General features: G+C 70.7%; 15 protein-coding genes. 9 read left to right on the forward strand and 6 right to left on the reverse strand.

All coding sequences use genetic code 11. The annotated features are described in order from the left end of the window. Window positions 1-90: 90 nt before the first annotated feature. The 8 genes from AC4PMY_RS08875 to AC4PMY_RS08910 all read left to right on the forward strand — a co-directional run bounded on the left by AC4PMY_RS08875 (window position 91) and on the right by AC4PMY_RS08910 (window position 13,355). Window positions 91-1,032, forward strand: a complete 942-nt coding sequence (locus tag AC4PMY_RS08875; RefSeq protein ID WP_064295411.1) for an ABC transporter permease — start codon at window positions 91-93, stop codon at window positions 1,030-1,032. After that, window positions 1,029-2,888: a dipeptide/oligopeptide/nickel ABC transporter permease/ATP-binding protein gene (locus AC4PMY_RS08880; protein WP_064295412.1), complete on the forward strand. Its 1,860-nt coding sequence runs from the start codon at window positions 1,029-1,031 to the stop codon at window positions 2,886-2,888. The genes AC4PMY_RS08875 and AC4PMY_RS08880 overlap by 4 nt, the downstream gene beginning before the upstream one ends. Beyond that, window positions 2,885-3,736 (forward strand): ATP-binding cassette domain-containing protein, encoded by an 852-nt coding sequence (locus AC4PMY_RS08885; RefSeq protein ID WP_491622494.1) that lies wholly within the window; start codon window positions 2,885-2,887, stop codon window positions 3,734-3,736. Before AC4PMY_RS08880 ends, AC4PMY_RS08885 begins: the two co-directional genes overlap by 4 nt. A 138-nt stretch (window positions 3,737-3,874) precedes the next feature. Continuing rightward, window positions 3,875-6,352 (forward strand): beta-glucosidase family protein, encoded by a 2,478-nt coding sequence (locus tag AC4PMY_RS08890; protein ID WP_491622495.1) that lies wholly within the window; start codon window positions 3,875-3,877, stop codon window positions 6,350-6,352. After that, window positions 6,349-9,177: a family 78 glycoside hydrolase catalytic domain gene (locus tag AC4PMY_RS08895; protein ID WP_491622496.1), complete on the forward strand. Its 2,829-nt coding sequence runs from the start codon at window positions 6,349-6,351 to the stop codon at window positions 9,175-9,177. The genes AC4PMY_RS08890 and AC4PMY_RS08895 overlap by 4 nt, the downstream gene beginning before the upstream one ends. 90 nt (window positions 9,178-9,267) lie before the next feature. Beyond that, on the forward strand, window positions 9,268-11,010 hold the full coding sequence (locus AC4PMY_RS08900; protein WP_491622497.1) for a DUF5605 domain-containing protein: 1,743 nt from the start codon (window positions 9,268-9,270) through the stop codon (window positions 11,008-11,010). Window positions 11,011-11,257: 247 nt separating this feature from the next. Further along, window positions 11,258-11,608 (forward strand): hypothetical protein, encoded by a 351-nt coding sequence (locus AC4PMY_RS08905; protein WP_071261463.1) that lies wholly within the window; start codon window positions 11,258-11,260, stop codon window positions 11,606-11,608. A 115-nt stretch (window positions 11,609-11,723) separates the two neighbouring features. Next, window positions 11,724-13,355 carry a beta-N-acetylhexosaminidase gene (locus AC4PMY_RS08910; RefSeq protein WP_491622498.1) on the forward strand — a complete coding sequence of 544 codons (1,632 nt, stop codon included), beginning with the start codon at window positions 11,724-11,726 and terminating at the stop codon, window positions 13,353-13,355. An 81-nt stretch (window positions 13,356-13,436) separates the two neighbouring features. Here AC4PMY_RS08910 and AC4PMY_RS08915 read toward each other — a convergent pair whose 3' ends face one another. Genes AC4PMY_RS08915 through AC4PMY_RS08935 form a run of 5 tightly spaced genes read right to left on the reverse strand, consistent with a single transcriptional unit; the run spans window position 13,437 to window position 22,529 of the window. Next, entirely contained in the window at window positions 13,437-13,934 is a 498-nt protein-coding gene (locus tag AC4PMY_RS08915; RefSeq protein WP_491622499.1) for a DUF2087 domain-containing protein, read from the reverse strand. 18 nt (window positions 13,935-13,952) lie between these two features. Beyond that, complete coding sequence (locus AC4PMY_RS08920; protein ID WP_491622500.1) at window positions 13,953-14,672, reverse strand: 4'-phosphopantetheinyl transferase family protein; 720 nt, start codon at window positions 14,670-14,672, stop codon at window positions 13,953-13,955. After that, window positions 14,665-15,672: a nitroreductase family protein gene (locus AC4PMY_RS08925; protein WP_491622501.1), complete on the reverse strand. Its 1,008-nt coding sequence runs from the start codon at window positions 15,670-15,672 to the stop codon at window positions 14,665-14,667. Before AC4PMY_RS08925 ends, AC4PMY_RS08920 begins: the two co-directional genes overlap by 8 nt. Continuing rightward, window positions 15,673-17,829, reverse strand: coding sequence for an MMPL family transporter (locus AC4PMY_RS08930; RefSeq protein WP_491622502.1), 2,157 nt, complete (start codon window positions 17,827-17,829; stop codon window positions 15,673-15,675). Beyond that, window positions 17,826-22,529, reverse strand: a complete 4,704-nt coding sequence (locus tag AC4PMY_RS08935) for a type I polyketide synthase (RefSeq protein WP_491622503.1) — start codon at window positions 22,527-22,529, stop codon at window positions 17,826-17,828. Before AC4PMY_RS08935 ends, AC4PMY_RS08930 begins: the two co-directional genes overlap by 4 nt. 251 nt (window positions 22,530-22,780) lie before the next feature. Between AC4PMY_RS08935 and AC4PMY_RS08940 the strand changes: the two genes are divergently transcribed. Further along, window positions 22,781-23,524: a dienelactone hydrolase family protein gene (locus AC4PMY_RS08940; protein WP_071261472.1), complete on the forward strand. Its 744-nt coding sequence runs from the start codon at window positions 22,781-22,783 to the stop codon at window positions 23,522-23,524. 95 nt (window positions 23,525-23,619) lie between these two features. Here AC4PMY_RS08940 and AC4PMY_RS08945 read toward each other — a convergent pair whose 3' ends face one another. Continuing rightward, window positions 23,620-25,011 (reverse strand): glycine--tRNA ligase, encoded by a 1,392-nt coding sequence (locus AC4PMY_RS08945; protein WP_071261474.1) that lies wholly within the window; start codon window positions 25,009-25,011, stop codon window positions 23,620-23,622. Between the last annotated feature and the right edge of the window lie 7 nt (window positions 25,012-25,018).

The raw sequence follows: 25,018 nt of genomic DNA on the forward strand, positions 1-25,018 counted from the left end.
GTGTCGTATCGACCCCGGCCCGCCAGAGTGTCCAGCGCTCGGGCGGGCCGGCCCCAACACCCCTCACTCACCCACTTCCTGGAGTGACCCATGCTCGGATTCATCCTCAGACGCCTGGTGTCCGGCGTCGTCCTCATCTTCGTGATCTCCGTGATCGCGTACTCCCTCCTCTACCTCGGCGGCGGCGACATCGCCCGCCGGATCCTCGGCCAGAGCGCCACCACCGAGACCGTCGCGAAGAAGGCCGCCGAACTCGGCCTCGACCGCCCGTTGCCGGTGCAGTACCTCGACTGGATCGCCTCCGCCTTCCAGGGCGACCTCGGCCGCTCGTGGTTCACCGGCCAGCTCGTGTCCTCGGGCGTCACCGGCCGCCTCGCCGTCACCCTCTCGATCGTGCTCGGCGCGACCATCATCGCCGCGATCGTGTCCGTCATCCTCGGTGTCCTCGCCGCCCGTCGCGGTGGATGGATCGACAACGTCGTCCAGTTCATCTCCGTCATCGGCTTCGCGATCCCCAGCTTCCTCATCGCGCTCGTGCTCGTCATCACCTTCGCGATCAACCTCCGCCTGTTCAAAGCCACCGGGTACATCCCGATCACCACGTCCTTCTCCGGCTGGGTCGCCTCGGTGACATTGCCGATCATCGCCCTCGCGATCGGCGCCATCGCGACGGTCTCGCAGCAGGTGCGCGGTTCCGTCGTCGACGCGATGTCGAAGGACTACGTCCGGACGCTCCGCAGCCGCGGGCTCGGTACGGGCCGCGTCATCTACAAGCACGTGCTGCGGAACGCCGGCGGCCCCGCCCTCGCCGTCCTCGCCGTGCAGTTCATCGGCCTCCTCGGCGGCGCCGTCATCATCGAGCAGATCTTCGCCCTCCCGGGCATCGGTCAACTCGCCGTGCAGGCCACGACCCAGGGCGACATCCCCATCGTCATGGGGGTCGTCATCGCGACGGCCATCATCGTCGTCGTCGTCAACCTGCTCATCGACCTCGCGCAGGCTGCGCTCAACCCGAAGGTGCGACTGTCATGACCGCCATCGAAACCCCGCTCACCGTCCCGACCCCGCAGGTCCGCGTCAACCTCCTGCGCCGGCTCCTCAAGCGCCCGATCGGCGCCGCGTCCCTCGTGTTCCTCGTACTCATCGGGGTCGTCGCGATCTTCGGACCGCTCATCGCCCCGCAGGATCCGAACCTCGCGTCCCTGCAGCAGGTCCTGGCGCCACCGAGTGCCGACCACCTCCTCGGAGCGGACAGCGCCGGGCGCGACGTGTTCTCCCGCCTGCTCGCCGCCACCCAGATCAGCGTCGCCGCAGCACTCCTCGCCCTCGTCGTCGCGATCGTCATCGGGGTCGTCGCCGGGCTGATCGCCGGGTACTACCAGGGGTGGTTCGACTCCGTGTCCTCGTGGTTCACGGGCCTCATCATGGCGCTGCCCGGCATCGTCGTCCTGCTGGCCGCCCGCGCCGTCCTCGGCCCGTCGGTCTGGATCTCGATGGCGATCTTCGGCATCCTGCTCTCGCCCTCCTACTTCCGCCTCGTCTACGCGGCCGTCACGGCCGTCCGCTCGGAGCTCTACGTGGACGCCGCCCGGGTCTCGGGACTCAGCGACCCGCGCATCATCGGCAGGCACATCCTCTCGGTCGTCCGCGCACCGATCATCATCCAGTCGGCGATCATCGCGGGCATCGCCATCGCGATCCAGTCCGGCCTCGAGTTCCTCGGTCTCGGCGACCTGTCGGTGCCGACCTGGGGCTCGATGCTCAACGACGGCTTCACGAACATCTACAAGGCACCGATCCTCATGGTGTGGCCGTCGCTCGCGATCGCGCTCACCTGCATCGCGCTCACCCTGCTCGCCAACGCGATGCGTGACGAGCTCGAGCGCACCGTGTCCGTCCGCCGGCGCCGTCGCAAGATCGTGACGACGTCGAAGACGGGCTCGAACACGATCGTCACCCAGTCGATCAGCACTTCCGGGATCAGCGAGGACGAGATCGTCGGTGTCCCGCCCATCCGCCACGACGACGACGCCCGCGCCGCCGTCCGTGCCGAGGAGCTCGTCCTCAGCGTCCGCGACCTCCGCGTCGGCTACGACCAGGAGGGCGGCCGAGTCACCGAGGTCGTCCACGGCGTCGACCTCGACATCCGCAAGGGCGAGGTCCACGGCCTCATCGGCGAATCCGGCTCGGGCAAGACGCAGACGGCGTGGGGCGTCCTCGGGCTCCTGCCCCGCGGCGGCCGGGTCACCGACGGGACGATCCGCTACGAGGGCACCCGGCTCGACACCCTCGGGGAGCGCGAGTACACGGCCATCCGCGGCAAGCGCATCGGCTACATCCCGCAGGAGCCGATGTCGAACCTCGACCCGGCGTTCACGATCGGCAGCCAGCTCGTCGAACCCCTGCGCGTCACCCTCGGCCTCAGCAAGAAGGAGGCGACGGACAAGGCACTCGCCCTGCTCGAGCGGGTCGGCATCCCGAACCCCAAGCGCACCTTCGCCGCATTCCCGCACGAGGTCTCGGGCGGTATGGCGCAGCGTGTGCTCATCGCCGGCGCCGTCTCGACGGACCCGGACATCATCATCGCCGACGAGCCCACCACCGCGCTCGATGTGACCGTGCAAGCCGAGGTCCTGGACCTGCTGCGCGACCTCCAGGCGGAACGCCACATGGCGATGCTCCTCGTGACGCACAACTTCGGTGTGGTCGCCGACCTCTGCGACCGCGTCTCGGTCATGCAGAACGGCCTCATCGTGGAGACCGGGCCGGTGCGCTCGATCTTCAACCACGCGCAGCACCCGTACACGCAGTCGCTGCTCGGCGCGATCCTCGACGAGGGTCCCGCCCGACCGGCACTCGCGACGAACCTGACAGGAGAGACCCGATGACGTCGTCACTGCTCGAGGTGAAGGACCTCGAAGTCGAGTACCCGGGCAAGGGGTTCCGCGCCCAGTCGTTCAAGGCGCTCAAGGGCGTGTCGATCGACATCAAGCCCGGTGAGACCGTCGGCCTCGTCGGCGAGTCCGGCTCCGGCAAGACCACGCTCGGTCGCGCCGTGCTGGGCCTCGCCCCGGTCACCGGCGGCAGCGTCCGCTACCGCGACCAGGAGATCGGGCACCTGAAGCGCAAGGAGCGCCGGGCGCTGAGCTCGGAGATCCAGGTCGTGTTCCAGGACCCGTACTCCTCGCTCAACCCCTCGCTCACGATCGAGCAGATCCTCACCGAGCCGCTCACCGTCCGCGGCGTCTCCGGTGCTGACGCCCGCAAGCGCGTCGGATCCCTGCTCGACCAGGTGCAGCTGCCGACCGGCGCGGCCTCACGGCTCCCCCGCGAGTTCTCGGGCGGGCAGCGGCAGCGCATCGCGATCGCCCGGGCGCTCGCCCTCGATCCGAAGCTCATCGTGTGCGACGAGCCCGTGTCGGCCCTCGACCTGTCGACGCAGGCGCGGGTCCTCGACCTCTTCATCGACATCCAGGAACAGACGGGCGTCGCGTACCTGTTCATCTCGCACGACCTCGCGGTCGTCCGGCACATCAGCCACCGCGTGGCGGTCATGTACCACGGGGAGATCGTCGAGTCCGGCGACGGCGACCAGGTGACGGCGCACCCGGCCCACCCCTACACGCAGCGCCTGTTCATGGCGGCACCGATCCCCGACCCGGACCGCCAGGAGGACCGCCGGGTGGAGCGCCGCCGCCTCATCGACGAGCAGCGTGCGGCGGAGTCCGCCGCCTGACCGTCGCTTCGACCGCCCGGTCGGCCGGGGCCAGGAACCCGGCCGGCCGGGCGCAGCACCCACACCATCCGGTCCCTGAGACCCACCATCCGGTCCCTGAGCTTGTCGAAGGGCCACCCCAGAACGGACCAACACCGCATGACCATCACCACTCCCCGGCACGCCGCCGTCACGAAGCCCGTCGACACCGCGGCGATCGACGCCCTCGTCGCCCGGCTCGACCTCGAGGAGAAGGTCGCACTCGTCTCCGGCGCCGACTTCTGGACCACGGTCCCGCTCGAGAAGATCGGCCTGCGCGCCATGGTCCTGTCCGACGGCCCGGCCGGCGTCCGCGGTCCGCTGTGGGACGAGCGCTCGCCGTCGATCAACCTCCCGTCGGCGACCGCGCTGGCGTCCTCCTGGGACCCGTCGCTCGCCTACCGATACGGCGCCGTCGCGGCGGCCGAGGCCCGCCGCAAGGGCGTCGACGTCGTCCTCGGCCCGACCATCAACCTCCACCGTTCCCCGCTCGGCGGGCGGCACTTCGAGGCGTTCAGCGAGGACCCGGAACTGACCGGCTCGCTCGCGGCCGCCTACGTCAGCGGCCTGCAGGACAACGGCGTCGCCGCGACCCCGAAGCACTACGTCGCCAACGACTCCGAGACCGACCGCTTCACGGTCGACGTGCACGCGAGCGAGCGCGCCCTCCGCGAGCTCTACCTCGCGCCGTTCGAGCGCACGGTGACCGAGGCCGGCACTTGGGCGATCATGAGCGCCTACAACTCCGTCGACGGCGTCACGATGAGCGAGAACGACCTGCTGGAGACGCCGCTCAACTCGGAGTGGGGCTTCGACGGCGTCGTCGTCAGCGACTGGACCGGCGTCCGCAGCCTCGGCTCGGCGCCGGCGTCGCAGGACCTCGCCATGCCCGGTCCCGCTCCCGCATGGAGCGCGGCACTCGTCGAGGCCGTCCGCGACGGACGCGTCGCCGAATCCGACGTCGACCGTAAGGTCGCCCGACTCCTCGCCCTCGCGGTCCGCGTCGGCGCACTCGGTGACGAGGCGCTGGCGCCGGCCCCGGTCGACGGGGTCGCCTTCTCCCGCGAGGCCGAGACCGAGGGCGTCGTGCTGCTCGACAACGACGGCACCCTGCCCCTCGACGCGGCCACGCTCACCCGCGTCGCCGTCATCGGGCACAATGCTCGCGACTCCCGCACCCAGGGCGGTGGCAGTGCGACGGTCCTCCCCGAGCACACCGTCAGCCCACTCGAGGGACTGCGACTCGCACTCCCCGAGGCGACGATCGACTACGCCGTCGGCGCGATCGTGCAGGAGGGTGTCGCAGAACTCCCGCTCGAGCGCCTCACCAACCCGCGCACGGGTGACCCCGGTCTCGTCGCCACGTTCCTCGACGCCGACGGTGCAGAGCTCTTCACCGAGGACCGCCGATCCACCGCGCTCGTCTGGTTCGGCGGCGACGCCCCGGTCACCACGGCGTCGCAGCTCGTGCTCACCACCACGTACGCGCCCGACGCCACCGAGCAGCTGCGCCTCGGCTTCGCCACGGGGCTCCACGGCCGGCTCTTCGTCGACGGCGTCCTCCTCGTCGACGAGCAGCCCGTGGTCGTCGGGAACGACCTCGGCGCGGCGCTGCTCGCCCCGCCGTCGGCGACGGGTGCGTTCGCCGCCCAGGCCGACGTCGCCGTCGAACTCCGCGCGGAGTTCGACCTCTCCCCGAGCGAGAACGGTCTCGGCGCGATCAGCGTCACCGTCGGTCGCGCTCCCGACGACTCCGACCCCGACGCCCTCATCGCCCAGGCGGTCGAGGCGGCCCGCGCGGCCGATGTCGCCGTCGTGGTCGTCGGCACGAACTCGAAGGTCGAGTCGGAGGGTTGGGACCGCAGCGACCTCACACTCCCCGGCCGTCAGGACGAGCTCGTCCGGGCCGTCGCCGCCGTGAACCCACGCACCGTCGTGATCGTCAACTCCGGCGCCCCGGTCCTGCTCCCCTGGAGCGACGAGGTCGCCGCCGTGCTCCTCGGTTGGTTCGGCGGGCAGGAGATGGGCAACGCCCTGGCCGACGTGCTCCTCGGTGTCGCCGAACCCGGTGGTCGCCTGAGCACCACCTGGGCTGCAGCGCTCGACGACGTCCCGGTGCTCGACGTCACCCCGGTGGACGGCGTGCTCCGCTACGAGGAGGGCATCCACATCGGCTACCGCGCATGGCTCCGCTCGGGTGCCACGCCCGCCTACTGGTTCGGGCACGGGCTCGGGTACACGAGCTGGTCCATCGACGGTGGCGAGGTCGCGGGTGACGTCGCCTCCGGTGACGCCCGCGTCTCCGGGACCGCGACGAACACCGGTGACCGCGCCGGCAAGCACGTCGTGCAGGTGTTCGCGGAGCGACCGGACTCCTCGGTCGACCGCCCTGTGCGCTGGCTCGTCGGATCGGCCGTCGTCCGCGCGGGCGCCGGCGAATCGGTCGCCTGGGAGGTCGCCCTGCCTGCGCGGGTCTTCGCCCACTGGGCGGACGGCTGGCAGGTCGAGCCAGGTGACGTCACCCTCCGGATCGGATCGTCCGTCGTCGACCTCGTGGACGAGCACGTCGTCACCATTGCGGCAGGGACCTCCCGATGACCGCGCACGTCGCGCAGATCGGCCGTCTGCGTGCGGAGACCCGTGACGACAGTCCCGCGGTCGCGACACCGACGCCTCGATTGAGCTGGACCGTCGAGACATCGGGCGCCGACTGGGTGCAGGCCTGGGCCGAGCTCCGGGACGGCAGTGGTGCCACGGCGCGCGTCGAGGGCCGCGACTCCGTCCTCGTCTCCTGGCCGTTCCCGCCGCTCACCCCGGACGAGGTGCGCACCGTCGAGGTCCGTGCCGCGTCGACCGCGGGCGAGGAGACACCCTGGAGCGAGCCGATCGACGTCGAAGCCGCGTTCCTCGCCGGCGGCGCCTGGACCGCCAGCTTCATCGGTCTCGCGGCGCCCGAGCGTGCTGCGCAACCGATCCGGGTGCGCCGCGCGTTCACCGTCGACCGGCCCGTCCGTCGCGCCCGGCTGTTCTGGACCGCGCTCGGTGCAGCCGAGCCACAGCTCAACGGGGTTCCCGCCTCGGAGGACGTGCTCTCCCCCGGCTGGACCGCCTACGGCGACCGCCTCGTGCACGAGACCGTCGACGTCACCGTGCTCGTCGAGCCGGGCGAGAACGTCCTCGCCGCGACCGTCGCCGGTGCCTGGTACACCGAGCGCTACGGGTTCTTCCAGTTCGCCGAGCGGATCTACGGCGACCAGCCACGCTTCGCCGCCCAGCTGCAGCTCGACTACCTCGACGGGACGACGGAGACGCTCGTCACCGATGCGAGCTGGTCGGCGGCCGACGGTGCCGAGCTCGTCGACAGCGGCATCTACGCCGGCGAGGCGATCGACACCACCCTGGCCGAACCCGGCTGGTCGACGACGGCGTTCGACGCGTCCACCTGGGCCCCGGCCCTCGTCGACGACGCTGCGCACCCGGTGCCGGAGGCCCGCATCGCAGCGCCCGTCCGCCGCATCGAGGAGCGCGCGGTGGCGGAAGTGCTCACCTCGCCGTCCGGCGCGACCATCCTCGACTTCGGCCAGAACCTCGTCGGCCGCCTCCGGCTCACCGTCGCCGGCCCGCGGGGCACGACGCTCACGCTCCGGCACGCGGAGGTCCTCGACGAGGGCGAACTCGCCCTGCGTCCCCTCCGCAACGCCGCGGCCACCGACCACGTCACGCTCTCAGGCGACGGCGAGCAGACGATCGAGCCGCGCTTCACCTTCCACGGCTTCCGCTACGCGCAGATCGACGGTTGGCCGGGCACGTTCGACCCGGCGTCGGTCACCGCCGTCGTCCTCCACAGCGACCTCACGCGGACGGGTTGGTTCTCCTCCTCGCACGAGCTGCTCGACCGCCTCCACGAGAACGTCGTCTGGGGCATGCGCGGCAACTTCCTGAGCATCCCGACCGACTGCCCGCAGCGCGACGAACGACTCGGCTGGACGGGTGACCTGCAGGTCTTCGCCCCGACCGCGAGCTTCCTCTACGACAGCTCCGCCTTCCTCGACTCCTGGCTGCGCGACCTCGCGCTCGAACAGGGACACCAGGACGGTGTCGTCCCGATGGTGGTCCCGGCCGCGCTGTCCGGCTTCGCCGGTGGCGGTCCGACTGCGGCCTGGGGCGACGCGGCGACCGTCGTGCCGTGGGTGCTCCACGAGCGCTACGGCGACCTCGGGATCCTGCGCGAGCAGTACCCGTCGATGCGCTCCTGGGTGGAGGCCGTCCTCCGGGTGAGCACCGACGGTCTCTGGTCGAACACCTTCCAGCTCGGCGACTGGCTCGACCCGAGCGCGCCGCCGGACCAGCCGGCGAAGGCCAGGGTCGACTCGGACATCGTCGCGAGCGCCTATCACGCGCGGTCCCTCCGGATCCTCGCCGACACCGCCGGGCTCCTCGGGGAGACGGCGGACGCCGAGCGGTACGGCGACCTGGCCGAGCGGAGTCGGGCGGCCTTCGCCGCCGAGTACGTGACGCCCGCCGGCCGGATGATGTCCGACGCGCCGACCGCGTACGCCCTCGCCCTGCGGTTCGACCTCGTCGACGATCCCACCGTGCGACAGCGCCTCGCGGACCGCCTCGCCGACCTCGTCCGTGCCGACGGCTACCGCATCGGCACCGGTTTCGTGGGGACGCCGCTCATCACCGACGCACTCGCCGACGGCGGACACCTCCGCGCGGCCGGCCGCCTCATGCTCCAGACCGAGAACCCGTCCTGGCTCTCGCCCGTCACCAAGGGCGCGACCACGATCTGGGAGCGTTGGGACAGCCTGCTCGAGGACGGCTCGGTCAACCCGGGCGAGATGACCTCGTTCAACCACTACGCGCTCGGTGCCGTCGCCGACTGGCTGCACCGCACCGTGGCCGGCCTCGCGCCCGCGGCTCCCGGCTACCGTGAACTCCGGATCGCGCCGCGGCCGATCGACGGGCTCGACCACGCCGAAGCCCGACATGTCACGCCCTACGGCGAGGCGTCGGTGGCGTGGCGACGCGACGGGTCCTCACTCCGCGTGTCGGCGGTCGTGCCGCCGAACACGACGGCGACGGTCGCGTTGCCGGGTGCCCCCGAGGAGACGATCGGGTCCGGTCGTCACGACTGGACGGTCGAGGTCACGGACGCCGGCTCGAGTGCCGATGACGACATCACGCTCGGCCTCGACTCGCCGCTCTCCGAGATCATCGACCGACCGGCCGCGTACGACGCCCTCCTGCGCTCGGTGGGTGCCCACGATCAGGCCAAGGCCGACGACATCCGCCGCGGCACCCAGTGGAGTCGCGGTCGGACCGTCCGTCAGCTCCTCATGTTCACGCCGCAGTCGATGCTCGACGAGGTGGACGCGGCGCTGGCTGCAGCCACTCCGGCACCAGGAGTTGCGCGATAACCCCCACTCCACTGTTCCACGTGCAACACTCGCACCGCCTGCACCAGTAGCACCCCGCCGCCGACCCGCTCGGCCGATCACAGGAGATCCATGTTCGACCGCAGTTCCGCCTTCGGAGACGTCATCGAGAGCCCGGCGGGTCGCACCGTCCTCGAGCAGTTCCTGCCCGGCATCGCCGCATCGCCGATGGCCAAGCAGTTCCGGAGCATCCGGCTCGGGCAGCTGTCGGCGATCGTGCCCGAGCTCCAGGACGACGCGGCGAAGGATCGTCTCTGGGCGGCGCTCGCACAGGTCGACGACGGTCCCGAGGCCCGCGCACCCTACGGCGCCGCGATCGAGCCCGCTCTCGACTACGAGGGCGAGGACGTCCAGCGCGGCTCGGCGACCCTGACGGTCCCCGGCGACGTCCCGCAGTACGGCGTCGTGGAGATCCGGCTGGACGGGCCGTCGCACGGCAACCCGTTCGTCGACGTCGAACTCGGCGCGACGTTCACGAACGGTGCACGCGAGCTCACCGTCGGCGGGTTCTACGACGGCGACGGCCGGTACCTGGTGCGGCTGCTCGCCGAGGAGCAGGGCGAGTGGTCGTTCACCACGAGTTCGACCGCCCGCTCGCTCGACGGCGTCGCCGGCATGTTCACCGTGTCGGCCGCGGCGACGGACAGCCACGGACCGGTGCGCGTCGACGGCTTCCACTTCGCCCATGCGGACGGCACCCGCCACCGCCCGCTCGGCACGACCGCCTACGCCTGGACGCACCAGCCCGAGGAACTGCAGGAGCAGACGCTGCGCGCCCTGGAGGCCGCGCCGTTCACGAAGATCCGCATGTGCGTGTTCCCGAAGTCGTACCTCTACAACGCGAACGAGCCGGAGACGTTCCCCTTCGTCGGCTCGCTCGCGGACGGGTTCGACCACGAGCGGTTCGACCCGGCCTACTGGGCGAACCTCGAGCGCCGCATCACCCAGCTCGGCGCGCTCGGCATCGAAGCGGACCTCATCCTCTTCCACGCCTACGACCGCTGGGGCTTCGCGGACCTCGGTCCGGCCGTCGACGAACGGTACCTCCGCTACGCCGTCCGCCGGCTCGCCGCGTTCGCGAACGTGTGGTGGTCGATGGCGAACGAGTACGACCTGCTCTGGGCGAAGACGAACGACGACTGGGAGCGGCTCGCGACGGTCGTCGGCGCGGAGGACCCGCACGGCCACCTCAACTCCATCCACAACTGCCAGGGGTTCTACGACTACACCAAGCCGTGGATCACGCACTGCAGCGTGCAGCGCGTCGACGTCTACCGGACCGCGGAGAACACCGACGCCTGGCGCGAGCAGTGGGGCAAGCCGATCGTCATCGACGAGTGCGCCTACGAGGGCGACATCGACCAGGGCTGGGGCAACATCACCGGTGAGGAGATGGTGCGACGGTTCTGGGAGGGTGCGATCCGCGGCGGCTACGTCGGCCACGGCGAGACCTACCTCAACGACCGGGAGGAGCTGTTCTGGTCGAAGGGCGGGCCGCTCATCGGTTCGAGTCCCGACCGCGTCGCGTTCCTGGAGCGCATCTCGGCGGAGTCCCCGACGGGCGTCCTCGACCCGCTGCCCGGCGACTGGGACGTGCCGTGGGGCGGGGTGGCCGGCCGCTACGTCATCGGCTACTTCGGCTTCAACCGGCCGCGGTTCCGCAACGTCTTCCTCCCCGAGGGCGAGTTCCACGTCGACGTGCTCGACACCTGGAACATGACGGTCGAGACCCTCCCCGGCACCCACACCGGTACCGTCCGGGTCGACCTGCCCGGTCGCCAGTTCATGGCGGTCCGCCTCCGCCTCGTGGAGTAAGCGCCCCGACCGCGGAGCCGAGGCCCTCCCCCGGTCACGGGGCCACACTCCCCCGGTCACTGAGCCGCCCTCCCCGGTCACTGAGCCGCCATCCCCGGTCAATGAGCCTGTCGAAGTGCCGAGCAACCCGCCCCGCCACACCGTCTCCACACCGTTGACACGTTTGTTCGGACCCTTTACAGTTGTCGGGCATTGACGCAACCCCCGTTGCAACATGCGCAATCGCCCGACGACTGGAGAGCGGCCCATGGATCACGGCACCGGCACCATCCTGCTCGACGGCGTCCTCCGCGGCACCGCCCTCACCGCCCTGCTGCCCACCTGGGTGACCGGCGGTGGCGGCGACGCCGTCATCGACCGCCTCCGTGACGACGCCGTCGTCGACGAACTCGAACGGGCCTTCGCCGAGCCGCCGTTCGACGAGCGCGTCGACTGGTCCGCTGTGCGCATCGCGCAGGTGTCGCACCCCGACCTCCGCGAGCTCGTCGGCCGCAGCATCGCCGAGCTCGCCGCCGAGGCCGGTCAGTCGCCGCTCACCGTCGTCTCGGATACGCTGATCGCCGACCGCCTCACCACCCTCGTCGACCGCCCGTCCTGACCTCCACCATCCGGAACCGTTCTCAGGAGTCCTCCGGCGTGTCACCGGGTTCCCGGCCAGCCGCGCCGCGGATGTCCTGAGAACGGCCCATCAGCACTCGAGGAGAGAACCACCGATGCTTCCACTGCCCGTGTCCATCCAGCAGCACGACGGCGCCTTCACGCTGAGCGAGACGACCGGGCTCGGCGGTGACCGCCGCTTCACGGCCGCGACCCGCTGGTTGCGCGGGGTGCTGCAGACGTCGACCGGGTTCGACCTCGACGCACGGATCGACATGCGGACCGACAGCATCGCGTTCATCCACGACGACACCGTCGCGGCCGGCGGCTACCGACTCGTGGTCGACACGGACGGTGTGCGCATCGTCGCCGCCGACGCCTCCGGCGCGTTCTCCGGTGCGGTGACCCTGACCCAACTCCTCCCACCGGTGGTCAACCGCCGTGCGCTCGTCCCCGGCGTCGACTGGACCGTCCCGGCGACGACCATCGACGACGCCCCGCGCTTCGGCTGGCGCGGCGTCATGCTCGACGTGGCACGGCACTTCCTCCCCACGTCCGACGTGCTGCGGTTCATCGACCTCGCCGCACGCCACAAGCTCAACGTCCTCCACTTCCACCTCACCGACGACCAAGGCTGGCGCATCCAGATCGACGCCTTCCCGAAACTGACCGAGGTCGGCGGGTGGCGGACCGAGAGCCAGCACGGTGCAGCGCGGCACGCTCCCGGCGACGGCCGCCCGCACGGCGGCTTCTACACGAAGGACGACCTGCGCGAGATCGTCGCCTACGCCGCTGAGCGGTCCATCACGGTCGTCCCCGAGATCGACCTACCCGGCCATGCGCGAGCGATCATCGCCGCCTACCCCGAGCTGGGTGTGCCGGACGTCGCGCAGGACGCGGACGAGCCGTCGGTGTGGACACGGTGGGGCATCAACGAGGCGATCCTCGACATGGGCGAGGAGACGGTCGCGTTCTTCCGGACCGTGTTCGACGAGGTCATGGAGCTGTTCCCGTCGACCTTCATCGGCGTCGGTGGCGACGAGGCGAAGAAGACCCGCTGGGCGGCGAGCGCTCGGACGCAGGCACTCATGGCTGAGCGCGGGCTCGACACCGTCGAAGCGCTGCAGGCGTGGTTCATCCGCCAGCTCGAAGCGCACCTGTCAGCCGCGGGCCGGCGCCTGTACGGCTGGGACGAGATCCTCGAGGGCGGCGGATTGCCGAAGGACGCGACCGTCGCCTCATGGCGCGGCGAGTTCGGTGCGGTCGCCGCCGCACGACAGGGCTACGACGTCATCGCCTGCCCGGACGACCGGGTCTACCTCGACTACCGCGAGTCGGAGCTGCCGGGTGAACCGATCCCGGTCGGGCCGCCACTGGCGGTCTCGGAGGTGTACACCTTCGAGCCCGTGCCGGCGGAGCTGACGGAGGCGCAGGCCGAGCACATCATCGGGGTGCAGGCGAACATCTGGACCGAGCACATGGACTCCGCCCGCGTCATCGACTACCAGGCGTATCCGCGACTGTGCGCCCTCGCCGAGGTCGCCTGGGTCGGCCGCGAGCGCGACCTCGCGGGCTTCGAGGCACGGCTGCAGCAGCACCTCGCCCGCCTCGACGCCCTCGGGGTCGAGTATCGCCGCGCTTCGGGACCGTTCCCGTGGCAGGAGCGTCCCGACGCCGAAGGTCGGCCGTCCACCCGCGAGCAGCGGGCAGCCCTCGTGGAGGAGCTCACGAAGGACATCCGCGCCTGACGCAGTCGGTCCCGGGCACTGAGCCTCACCCCGCTCCCTGAGCCTCACCCCGGTCCCTGAGCCTGTCGAAGGGCGGCTGACTCAGGTGACGAGCGCGTACTCGGTCCCCGAGCGCGTGCGCTCCACGAGCTGCGCATCGACGAGGTACCGCCGAAGCACAGCCACGTCGTCGTGGAAGGCAGTCAGTCGCTCGTTGATCTCGGTTTCGTCGACCACCTCGCCCGGCTGGAGCGCTGATGCCGCGACGCGCTGTAACAGCGCCTGCCGCTCGTCGGGATTCGACGGGTACTGCACGATCCGACCGTCGACCAGGAAGCGGTCGATCCCTTCGCGCTTCGGCGGTGCTGCGGCCGCGAGGAGGTCCCGGAACACCCCGCCCGAGACTCGCCCGCCGTCGTCCAGCAGGCCCACCCGGGACAACGTCTGGACGCTCTGCTCGGCCCGTCGCACAGCACGCTGGGTGGCGCCCAGATCGGGCTCTTGCCCGAGGACGAGTTGCGCGTACACCGTCCGGGTGTCATCGTTCGCGAGGGCGGCGGCCAGTGCACGCCAGTCCGTCGTCTGTTCCTCGTCCGGCATGACCCCTCCTCCTGCGGTCTACGACATCGTCCTCAACGGTACCCGCGTGGACCGGATCAGCCGATCCCCGTCCTGTCGCCGCGAGACCGGGACGATGACGACGCTGCAGAGGTGGGTGCCCACCACCGACCATCGTCCGGCGAAGGTGCGCGGCGTGGTCGGGCCAGCCGGCGGGACGACCCGCGCCTCGAAGGAACCACGATCCGGGTGGATCACCACCTCACATGACGTGTAGTCGACCCATCGCCCGGTGAGCGGGTACCACGCCTTGAAGACGCTCTCCTTGACGCTCCACAACACGGCGCTCCACGCGACGGTCGGATGGCTCGAGGCGAGCCGTGTGAGCATGGACGCCTCATTCCCGCAGACGATCGTCGCCGCGACGGCTGGACGGACGGGCCGGTGCACCTCGACGTCGATCCCGATGGCGCTCACGACACCGACGTGACCGACGGCTGCGACCGTGAAACCCGGGCAGTGCGAGAGGCTCCCGACGAAGCCGGTCGGCCAGACCGGTTGCCCGCCCTCCCCCGTCGGGATGTCCGCGGAGCGCTGGCCGAGCATCGCGAGTGCCGCCCTGGCGCAGTCGCGCGCCGAGTGAGACTCGGCGCTGCGACCAGCCGAGGTCGGACGGGCCCGGAACGGTCCGGGTGCGGTGCCGACGGACGCCGAGACGACGACCCCCGGCGGCACCTGCATCCGGAGCGCATCGACCACAGCGGCTGCGGATTCAACCACCCGACCGACGCGGGGACACCACACGCGTCGCGGGGTCGGAGGCGGGGATGCCGACCCGGAACCAGGCGACGAGCTGCTCGTCCCGGGCGACCTGCCAGCGTTCGTCGAGCATGGCCCGGGTCTCCGGACAGTCGAGCGGCGCGCTCTGCGGGTGCACGTACAGGCCGTGGCGCTGGAACCCGAGCCAGAGCCGGGTGAGCAGTCGCCCCGCGGCGAGTTCATGCCGGGCCCCGGTGGGTCCGACGACACCGAGGACGGCGCCGGAGCCCTGGGTCGCGGAGGCCGACATCCTCGCCAACAACCCGGGCAGCCCGACGCCGCGAAGCGCGCGGAACACCCGCGGGCTGATCAGCGTCCGCAGGCCGGCTCGTTCGACCTTCGACAGCACGAGCATCGCGTCGTTGAGGCCGTCCTCGTCGTACCGCGGATGTCCTGGTGAGAGCCTGGTCCACTGATCGAGCTCGGCGACGATCGCCTGCTCGCCGAAGAACCACCGGTTGGCGCGCACGAGGATCAGGCGCGCGTCCCGGGTCGGCATGGAGACGAGCCGGAAACCCCTGCGCTCCGCCTCCACCGCGGCCTCCTGGAGGAGGTCCGGTCCGGGAGCGCCGTCCCGCCATCGCCCTCGCCAGACGCGTCGTCCACGGACGTCCGCCGAGGAGAACCTCGTCCGGTAGCCCTCCGGGTGGCGCGAGAACCGGCCGACCTCATCGGTCTCCGCGTCACCGCCGGTTGCAGCCTCGAAGCGCAGTCCGACACCGGCGGAGGCCGCACAGATGAGGAGTGACTCGACGAACGCCCCGAACGACAACATCGTGTCGCGTCCTCGCGGATCGCTCGCGCCGAGGGTGCGAGTGCGATCCCGGCGGAGGACGAGTTCGTCGCCCTGAGGGTCCACGACCCACGGCTGCGTGTTGTGGGCGTTCGCCGCGCGAGCCGCCTCGGACACGAGCGCCGAGAGGTCGTCATCGGCCGACAGGCCGCTGAACCGCGTGTCCATTCAGTCCTCCGTGATCCCGATGCGGCGATGGATCGCTGCGAGCCACCGCGGCGCCCACCAGTTGTATCGTCCGGCGACGCGCATGAAGACCGGGACGAGCACGCCGCGGATCAGGATGGCGTCGATGAGGATCGCGATACCGGTTCCGATGCCGAGCATCTTGATGATCGACACTCCGGAGGTCGCCATGGCGAAGAACGACACCGCGAGGATCGCCGCAGCGGCCGTGATGATCGGACCGCTCGCGCCGAGTCCGCTCCGCACCGCCTCCGCGAGATCACCCGTGGCACGGAACCGTTCCTGGATCCGAGCGAGGAGGAACACCTCGTAGTCCATCGAGAGCCCGAAGGCGATGCAGAACAGCAGGATCGGGATCGAGATGGCGATGGGCGACGGGGTGAAGCCGAGCACGTCCGACAGGTTGCCGTCCTGGAAGAGGAACACGATGACGCCCAGGATGCCGACCAGCCCGACCACGTTCAGCACCAGCGCCTTGATCGGCAGCAGCACGCTGCCGGTGAACAGGAAGAGGATGATCAGCGTCATGAGCGCGATGGCCGCGGCGGCGAACGGCAGACGCGCCGAGATGGAGTCACCGATGTCGATCATCTGCGCCGCGAGGCCACCGACCAGGACGGTCGAGGCGGCTCCAGGGTCCACCGCACGGACGTCGCGGACGAGCTCCGAGCCCTCGGGCGAGTACGGGACGACGTCGGTCGCGACCTGGAGCCAGAGCGCCGAACCGTCGCGGAAGTGCTGCTCCGTCCGCGCGTCGGCCGGGGCCACGAGGCGTCCGTCGACGAAGCTGCCGAGGGAGGTCGTGACGGCCTCGACGCCCGTGATCGAGGAGAGTTCGGCGGCGTACTCGTCGAGCTCGCGGTCCGTCCCCGCCCAGTCCTCGGTGACGACGGAGACGGCGTCCGCCTCGGCGACGTCGAAGTCGGACCGCATGATGTCCGCCACGACACGACTCTCGGCGTCGGCTGGGAGCACTCGTTCGTCGGGCACCCCGAACTCCGCGTGCGCGAACGGCGCGGCCATGGCGATGAGCAGCGCGATCACGGGCACCGCCAACCACGGACGGCGGTACGCGTGGTCTCCCACCCGGTACCAGAACCGGCCCTCGGCCCCGGCCGGGCGGCGGGAGCGCAGACGGCCCCAGTCGATCCGGCGACCCAGGAGGGTGAGGGCGGCGGGCAGCAGGACGACCGCGCCCACCACGGAGCAGGCCACGATGACGAGTCCCGCGATGGCGAACGAGCGCAGGAAGTACTGGTCGAACAGCATCAGGGTGGCGAGCGCCGCGGCGACGACGACGCCGCTGAACACGATGGTCCGGCCGGTCGTCCGCCGAGCGATCCGCAACGCCTCCTCGTCGGTGGCTCCGCCCGAGCGTTCGTCCCGATAGCGGGTGAGGAACAGCAGGCAGTAGTCGATGGCGAGTCCGAGGCCCAATGCGGTGACGAGGTTGACCGCGAACAGGGAGACCGAGGTGAGCTGCGCGACCACGTTCAGCAGGCCGAGGGAACCGAGGATCGTGACGCCCGCGACGCCGACGGGCAGCAGCGCGGCCACCACTCCACGGAACGCGAAGAACAGCAGCACGAGGGTGATCGGGATGGCGATCGTCTCCGCGACGATGATGTCCGTCTTGACCTGCGCGTTCAGGTCGTCGTTGATCCCCGCGATGCCGCCGAACCGGACCGTGGCCGACGTCACCTCGTCGGTGATCGTCCCGCGGAGCGCGGTGGTCGCGCGTTGCACGGTGTCCTCGTCTCCGGCGAGCGCCACGAGCACGACGCCGCGGTCGGTGCCGCTCCGCAGCTGCTCCGAGTCGGCGTAGGAACCGGTGACGCTGGCGCCGTCCACCTCGTCCACAGCGCCGACGATGTCGTCGAGCGCCTCCCTGCCGGCGGCGCTGTCGAGTCCGTCGGAGACGTCCACGACGAGGACGAGTTTCGGGTCGCTGCCCGGAAACCGGTCGGCGAGCACGTCCGCTGCGGCCACGGAGTCGGACTGCGGGTCGTCGAACCCGCCCGTCTTGAGGTTGTCGAGGACGTCGGCCCCCGCGATGCCCGCCACGATCGCGAACACCAGGCCGATCAGGAGCGTGATCACCGCCCGTCGTCTGGGTGTCGTTCTGGAGTGGTTCGTCATGCGGATACCTTCATGTCGTGGGTGATGCGGTCGAGTTCGGATGCCGTGATGTCCACGACCCGCTGGATCTGCTCGGTGGTGTGCTCCGCGGTGATGAAGAAGCGGAGCCGCGCCTGGTCGTCCGGCACGGCCGGGTACAGGATCGGGTTGACGCTGAAGCCGTGGTCGAAGAGCGCCGTCGCCAGGGCGAGTGCCCGTTCCGAGCTGCCGACGATGCACGGCACGACGGGCGAGTCGGCGCTGTCGCCGATGTCGATGCCGGCGGCCCGGGCCGTCTCGCGGAAGCGGTCGGCGTTCTGCCGCAGGCGGCTGAGGCGCTCGGGCTCGTCGCGCATGAGCCGGAGGGCGGCGAGTGACGCGGCCGCGTTCGCCGGGGTGATGCCGACGCTGTACACGAACCCGGGCACGGAGTACTTGAGGTAGTCGATCGCGGCGGCGGTGCCACCGACGTAGCCGCCGCATCCGGCGAGCGACTTCGACATCGTGCCGGACCAGAGGTCGATGTCCGAGCGGTCGACGCCGAAGAACTCGCCGACCCCGCCCCCGTTGGCGCCCACCGTTCCGATGCTGTGCGCCTCATCGACGAGCACCAGTGCGCCGTGCCGCCGCTTCAGCTCGATGAGCTGCGGGAGCGGCACGAGATCGCCGTCCATGCTGTAGACGCCCTCCACGACGATGAGGACTCGGCGGAACCCGCCGCGGATCGCGCTGAGGAGCTCGTCGAGCGCGTTCACGTCGTTGTGGGGGAAGGACCGCCGGGTGGCTCCGGAGAGTTTCGCCCCCTGGATGATGCTGTCGTGCGCGAGGCTGTCGTGGACGATGAGGTCCCCCGGCTCCACCAGGTGCCCGATGACGCTCACGTTCGTCGCGTGGCCGCTCACCAGGGTGAGCGCCGACTCCACCTGGAGGAGGTCGGCGAGCTCCTGCTCGAGCTCGGCATGGATCGGGCGCTCACCGGACAGGAACCGGCTGGCGGACACCGAGCTGCCGTATCGGGCCACGGCGTCGGCGATCGTCTCGGCGACCACGGGGTGGCCGGTGACACCGAGGTAGTTGTAGCTCGAGAAGCTCACGAGCTGGGCGTCGCCGATCGTGGTCGTGGCGTCGATGATCCCCTCATGCAGCAGGAAGTAGGGGTTGCGGTCCGTCTGCTGCCGGCGTTCCCGCATGGCGACCGCCTCCGGGAAGCACTCGATGCGGGCGTCGGCCTCGGTCCATCGGGTCGGGCGGTCGGCCGGCGCCGGGGAAGCGGCAGCCACCGGGTTCGTCTCGACCCGCGGGAGCCGGTGCTGCGGCTCCTCGGCGAACGGGTGCAGCAGGGAGCCGACGCCGTCCAGCACCTGCTCGACGGTGGGCCGTCCGGCGAAGCGCTCGCCGAGCTGGGCGGGGGTCGGCAACGATGGCCACTCCGTGTGCAGCTGGGTGATCAGCTCACGCATCATCAGCGAATCGAATCCCAGCTGCTCGACGAGGTGCATGTCGGGCCGGATCAGATCCAGCGGGAACCCGCTGATGCGCGACACCATGCCGAGGATGACCGCGTCGGACTCCGCACGATGCGACCGGGAGGCTGCGAGGCCCATCCGTGCGACCACCTCCGCCTGCGGCGAGCCGGGTTCCGTCGACCAGCGGAAAGGATCCGTCGACGCCGGCGCGTGACCGGCCTGCCCGGAACCCTCGATGAGGCTCAGCTGGCGGTTCATGAGGGCGAGCAGTCCGGGCAGGTGGTCGGCCTGGGCGTCGGCGGCTCGCGGCTGGATCGGCGGTCCCGCCGACGGTCGTCCGGCGAGGGGGGAGGACGGCAGGTCGTGAGGGTTGTGGTGCATGGAGTGGGGATCCTGTTCGACGGGGGAGGGTGGTCGGTGCGGCTCGGATGCGGGTTCTCGAGGTGTGCTCGTCGGGTCGGAGGCGTCCGGTCGGACGACCCAGTACGGCTCGGTCGGCAGCGGAGCGATCGGCAGCGCCACACCCGCGGTGTCCGGTGGGACGAGCGATGCCAGGTCGAGGTCGGCACCCAGCACCGTCAGCCGACCGAGCAGTCGGAGGAAGGTCGACGCGTCGTCCGGCGCCGACGCGCTGCTCGGGATGACGTGCACGTCGGGCGCATCGCCCAGGGAGCGTCGGATGGACCCGAGCAGTGCCGAACCTCCACCGATCTGGACGTAGACGCCGACGTCGGATGCGGACGCCGACTCGATCGCCTCGCGGAACCGCACCGTGGAGAAGACGTTCTCCTCGAGCTGACGACCCAGCTCCTCGCCCGTCTCGACCGTGCGGCCCGTCACGGTCGACACGAGCTGCACCTGCGGCGCGCGAGGTCGGAACCGCGACAGGTCCGCCACGAGGGCCGGCCGGATCGGCTCGAGCAGGGGCGAGTGGAACCCGGCGGCGACGCGCAGCGGTTGTGTCGACACCCCGTGCTCGACGCACCGTTCCGCGACGGCTCGCAGGGCCTCGCCGGTTCCACTCACCACCGTCTGCCGGGGATCGTTGGCGGCCGCGATCCACGCGTCGTCGATGCCGCCGAGGAGGACTGCGACCTGCTCGGCGTCGCAGCCGAGGGCCGTCATGCCGTCGCCGGGCCGCGTCGTAGCCGACCGCATGTGATGTCCTCGGACCGCGGCCAGCCGCACGGCGTCGGGTGCATCGAGCACGCCCGCCGTCGCCATGGCGGGCAGCTCACCGACGCTGTGCCCGATGACGAGGTCGGGCTCCACGCCGATCTCGCGCAACAGCGCCACGGCGGCGAGCGCCGTCACCGCGAGCGCGGGTTGGCAGACCTCGGTGGACGTGAGACGGTCGACTCCGGAGGGGGTGTCGGCGTCGGCCGCGGAGAGCGCCGCGAGCACATCGACCCCGGTCTCGTCGAGCACCTGCTCGTTCAAGGTCTCGGCCGCTGTGCGGAAGGCGGGGAATCGATCGAGGAGGTCCGACTGCATCCGCGGGGTCTGGCTGCCCTGCCCGGGGAAGACGAAGGCGATCCGCCGAGCGGCCTCGTCGACATGGACCCCGGTGCAGACGTCCGCGGAGATCACCCCGGTGGTTCCGTGGGCGAGCTGCTCCAAGGCGGCCGACAGCCCGGAGATCAGCTCGGCGGCGGTGCGGCACACGATCGCCAGACGGGTGCTCGCGAGCGCCCGAGAGTTCAGGGTCCGTGCGAGGCCGGCGATGGACGGTGCGTCGGCGGCCTCGAGGACGGCGAGGACCGCACGAAGGTGCTCGCCGAGCAGCGTGAGGTCGGCGGCCGAGAACACGAGGAGGTGCGGGAGCGTTTCGTCGGCCGGTCCCCCAGCGGCACGCCGACGGACTCGACCTGCTCGCGTCGGCGGTGATTCGAGCACCACGTGCGCGTTGGTGCCGCCGAAACCGAACGAGCTGACGCCGATGAGGCCCAGACCGTCGTCGCCCGGGTCGGTGGCGTGTGAGGCGAGCGCCAGGCGGCCGTCTCGGAGCGCCTCGGAGTGCGCCTCCGAACGCAGACGGGGCTGCCCGGGGACGACCTGATGCCTCGCCATGAGCGCCGCTTTGACGATGCCGGCGATCCCGGCCGCCGCCATCGTGTGCCCCACGAGCGCCTTCACGGCCGTGACCGTGGCGGTCCGGTGCGGCGATGCCCCGAGACGACGCAGCGCCGCCAGCGATTCCAGCTCGGTGCGGTCGCCCACCGGGGTGGCCGTGCCGTGCGCCTCGACGACGCCCAGGTCGGCGGGGTCGGCCGCGGCGTCCTCGTAGGCCCGGCGGAGCGCCGCCAGCTGTCCATCCGTCGTCGGCGTCATCGGCCCTTCGGCCCGGCCGTCGTTGGACACCCCGGAGCCGCGGATGACCGCATAGACGTCGTCGTGGTCGTCGATGGCGGCCTCGAGCGGTTTGACCACGATCATGCCGACGCCCTCGCCGAGGAGGAATCCGTCGGCATCGCCGTCGAACGGTCGGCACACCCCGTTCCGTGACAGTGCACCGATCCGCGAGAAGGCGACCATCGCATCCGGGACGAGGCTCAGGTTGACGCCGCCGACGAGCGCCGCCGAGCACTGCCCGGATCGGATGGCGGCGACCGCCTGGTGCAGCGCGACGAGGCTGCTGGAACAAGCGGCGTCGACGGCGAAGCTCGGGCCGCCGAGGTCGAGCGTGCTGCTCACCAGCGCCGGCCCCATGTTCGGCAGGCACCCGGGCATCGAGAACGCGTGGAACGGACGCACGCCGGCGACGCGCGCCGCCATCGCCGCCCCGAGGTCCGCTGCGGCGGGCTCGGGATGGATGGAGTCGTCGCCGAGGAACTTCGCCCGGATGCGGAGGGAGGTGAGTTCGCGGTAGTCGTTCGCAGCCATCCCGACGAACACGCCGATGGACGACCGGTCGACACGACGACGTTCGAACCCGGCGTCGATCCAGGCGGCTCGCGCAGCCTCGAGGAGCAGGCGATGTTGCGGGTCCATCGCGTGCGCCCGGCTGGGCGGGATGCGGAAGTGCCGCGCCGCGAACTGCTCGACGTCGTCGATGAAGGACCCCTGGTCGGAGTAGGCGTGATGCACCGCTCTGGGGTCGTGCGGCGCGAAGAAGGTGGCGTGATCCCATCTCGAGCGCGGGACGGCGGAGCCGCTGCGTCGGGCCGCCAGGATGTTGTGCCAGTACTGGTGGGCGTCTGCCGCGCCACCGAAGCGGGCGGACAGGCCGACGATGGCGAGTGGTCGAACGGGCACGACGAGAGAACCTCCGAGGGTGTTGATCGCGGATGGAACGAGGGGGCAGGTCGGCATGTCGACGACTCCGAGCGGAGTGGGTCGAGGTCCAGGGGCCGCCTCGCGGTGAGGAGAGCCGGCCCGTGGGCACGCCACAGCTCGACTGTAGTCATCTGAAACATCAGGTCGGATGCTCGTTCAGGATCTGTGGATAACTCGCGAGGCAGCGCAACCCCCAGCCGGTGCGGAGGGTCGGCTGGAACACTGGCGATATGACGACCATCACGCTGACCAAGGGCCTCACCGCCTACCGCGCCGACCCGCCGAAGGGCGTCGAGCTCCGCGGCGGGCTCGTGCTCATCCATGAGATCTGGGGCCTCGTCCCACACATCACCGACGTCGCCGACCGGTTCGCCGCGGAGGGGTACCTCGTCATCGCGCCCGACATCCTGAGTGGCGCCGGCGTCACACCCGAGATCGGTGCGGAGCTGGAGAGCCTCGTCTTCAACAGCGACGAGGCGACGAGGACCGCGGCACAGCCGAAGCTGCGCGAGAAGCTCTCGGCCTCGAAGTCGCCCGAATACGCCGAGGAGGCGCTCGGGTACCTGGGGAAGGCCGTCGACGCCCTGTTCGACGAGGAGGGGATCGACGGCCGCGTCGCCGTCGTCGGCTTCTGCTTCGGTGGCGGCTACAGCTTCGCGCTCGCCGCGGCCGACCGCCGCATCCGCGCCGCCGTCCCGTTCTACGGCTACCCGCCCGAGCCCGAGGCCGTGACGAGCATCGCCTGCCCCGTCCTCGCGTTCTACGGCGACCAGGACGAGGGCCTCATGAAGAGCCTGCCCGAACTGACCACGACGATGGAGGACGCGCGGGTCGAGTTCACCGCGACCGTCTACCCCGACGCCGGTCACGCCTTCTTCAACGACACCAACACGATCACCTACCGCGAGGACGCGGCCGCCGACGCCTGGGTGAAGACGCTCGCGTTCCTCGACACCTCACTCGGCAACGCCTAGCCCGAGCGATCCGCATCCGTTCGCCCATTCTCGGGCGAAGAAACGCCCGCTCGCCCATACATGGGCGAGCGGGCGTTCAGGTGTGCGGCGGAGGCCTACGCGCCCTTGAGGCGGGTGGCGAGGTAGGCGTACAGCTCGTCGATGGCGACGCGCTCCTGCTGCATGCTGTCGCGGTCACGGACCGTCACGGCGTTGTCCTCGAGCGAGTCGAAGTCGACCGTCACGCAGTACGGGGTGCCGATCTCGTCCTGACGACGGTAGCGGCGGCCGATCGCGCCCGAGTCGTCGAAGTCGATGTTCCACGAGCCGCGCAGCTCGTCGCCGATCCGGCGGGCGAGCGGCGACAGCGCCTCGTTGCGGGACAGCGGCAACACGGCGACCTTGACGGGTGCGAGACGCGGGTCGAGGTGCAGCACGGTGCGCTTCTCGATCTTGCCCTTGGCGTTCGGCGGCAGCTCCTGCTCCTCGTACGCGTCGACGAGGAAGGCCATGAGCGCACGGGTCAGACCGAAGGACGGCTCGATGACGTACGGCATGTACCGCTCGTTCTTGGCCTGGTCGAAGTAGCTGAGGTCCTTGCCGGACTGCTCGGCGTGCACCTTGAGGTCGTAGTCGGTGCGGTTCGCGACACCCATGAGCTCGCCCCACTCGCTGCCGGCGAAGCCGAACTTGTACTCGATGTCGACGGTGCGCTTCGAGTAGTGCGCCAGCTTCTCCTGCGGGTGCTCGAACCAACGGATGTTGTCGGGCGTCATGCCGAGGTCGATGAACCAGGCCCAGCAGAGGTCCATCCAGGTCTGCTGCCACTCGTCGTCCGTGCCGGGCTCGACGAAGAACTCGATCTCCATCTGCTCGAACTCGCGAGTGCGGAAGATGAAGTTGCCGGGCGTGATCTCGTTGCGGAAGGCCTTGCCGATCTGGCCGATGCCGAACGGCGGCTTCTTGCGGGCCGTCTGCAGCACGTTCGCGAAGTTCGTGAAGATGCCCTGCGCGGTCTCGGGACGCAGGTAGTGGAGACCAGACTCGTCGTCGACGACACCGAGGAAGGTCTTCAGGAGGCCGGACATCTGACGGATCTCGGTCCACTGGCCGACCTTCGAGGGGTGCTCGGGGTCGGGGATGTCGGCGAGGCCGTTCTCCGGCGGGTGGCCGTGCTCGGCCTCGTACGCCTCGAACAGGTGGTCGGCGCGGTACCGCTTGTGGGTGATGAGCGATTCGGTCAGCGGGTCGCTGAAGACCTTGACGTGACCGGACGCCTCCCAGACCGGGGTGGGCAGGATGACGGCGGAGTCGAGACCGACCATGTCGCCGCGGCCACGCACGAACGCGTTCCACCACTGACGCTTGATGTTCTCCTTGAGCTCGACACCCAGGGGCCCGTAATCCCACGCAGACCGCGTACCGCCGTAGATGTCTCCCGACGGGAAGACGAAGCCGCGGTGCTGCGCCAGGGTGATGACGGACTCGAGATGGGACTGCTCTGCCATGGGTGTG

This window comes from Plantibacter sp. MDV22-iso1 (assembly GCF_058408345.1).

Excerpts from the sequence above, each read along its gene's own strand:
- AC4PMY_RS08880 (WP_064295412.1), top strand. The coding sequence starts at position 1,029 with ATGACCGCCATCGAAACCCCGCTCACCGTCCCGACCCCGCAGGTCCGC.
- AC4PMY_RS08925 (WP_491622501.1), bottom strand. The coding sequence starts at position 15,672 with ATGGACACGCGGTTCAGCGGCCTGTCGGCCGATGACGACCTCTCGGCG.
- AC4PMY_RS08940 (WP_071261472.1), top strand. The coding sequence starts at position 22,781 with ATGACGACCATCACGCTGACCAAGGGCCTCACCGCCTACCGCGCCGAC.
- AC4PMY_RS08945 (WP_071261474.1), bottom strand. The coding sequence starts at position 25,011 with ATGGCAGAGCAGTCCCATCTCGAGTCCGTCATCACCCTGGCGCAGCAC.
- AC4PMY_RS08910 (WP_491622498.1), top strand. The coding sequence starts at position 11,724 with ATGCTTCCACTGCCCGTGTCCATCCAGCAGCACGACGGCGCCTTCACG.
- AC4PMY_RS08875 (WP_064295411.1), top strand. The coding sequence starts at position 91 with ATGCTCGGATTCATCCTCAGACGCCTGGTGTCCGGCGTCGTCCTCATC.
- AC4PMY_RS08895 (WP_491622496.1), top strand. The coding sequence starts at position 6,349 with ATGACCGCGCACGTCGCGCAGATCGGCCGTCTGCGTGCGGAGACCCGT.
- AC4PMY_RS08885 (WP_491622494.1), top strand. The coding sequence starts at position 2,885 with ATGACGTCGTCACTGCTCGAGGTGAAGGACCTCGAAGTCGAGTACCCG.
- AC4PMY_RS08905 (WP_071261463.1), top strand. The coding sequence starts at position 11,258 with ATGGATCACGGCACCGGCACCATCCTGCTCGACGGCGTCCTCCGCGGC.
- AC4PMY_RS08890 (WP_491622495.1), top strand. The coding sequence starts at position 3,875 with ATGACCATCACCACTCCCCGGCACGCCGCCGTCACGAAGCCCGTCGAC.
- AC4PMY_RS08900 (WP_491622497.1), top strand. The coding sequence starts at position 9,268 with ATGTTCGACCGCAGTTCCGCCTTCGGAGACGTCATCGAGAGCCCGGCG.
- AC4PMY_RS08915 (WP_491622499.1), bottom strand. The coding sequence starts at position 13,934 with ATGCCGGACGAGGAACAGACGACGGACTGGCGTGCACTGGCCGCCGCC.
- AC4PMY_RS08930 (WP_491622502.1), bottom strand. The coding sequence starts at position 17,829 with ATGACGAACCACTCCAGAACGACACCCAGACGACGGGCGGTGATCACG.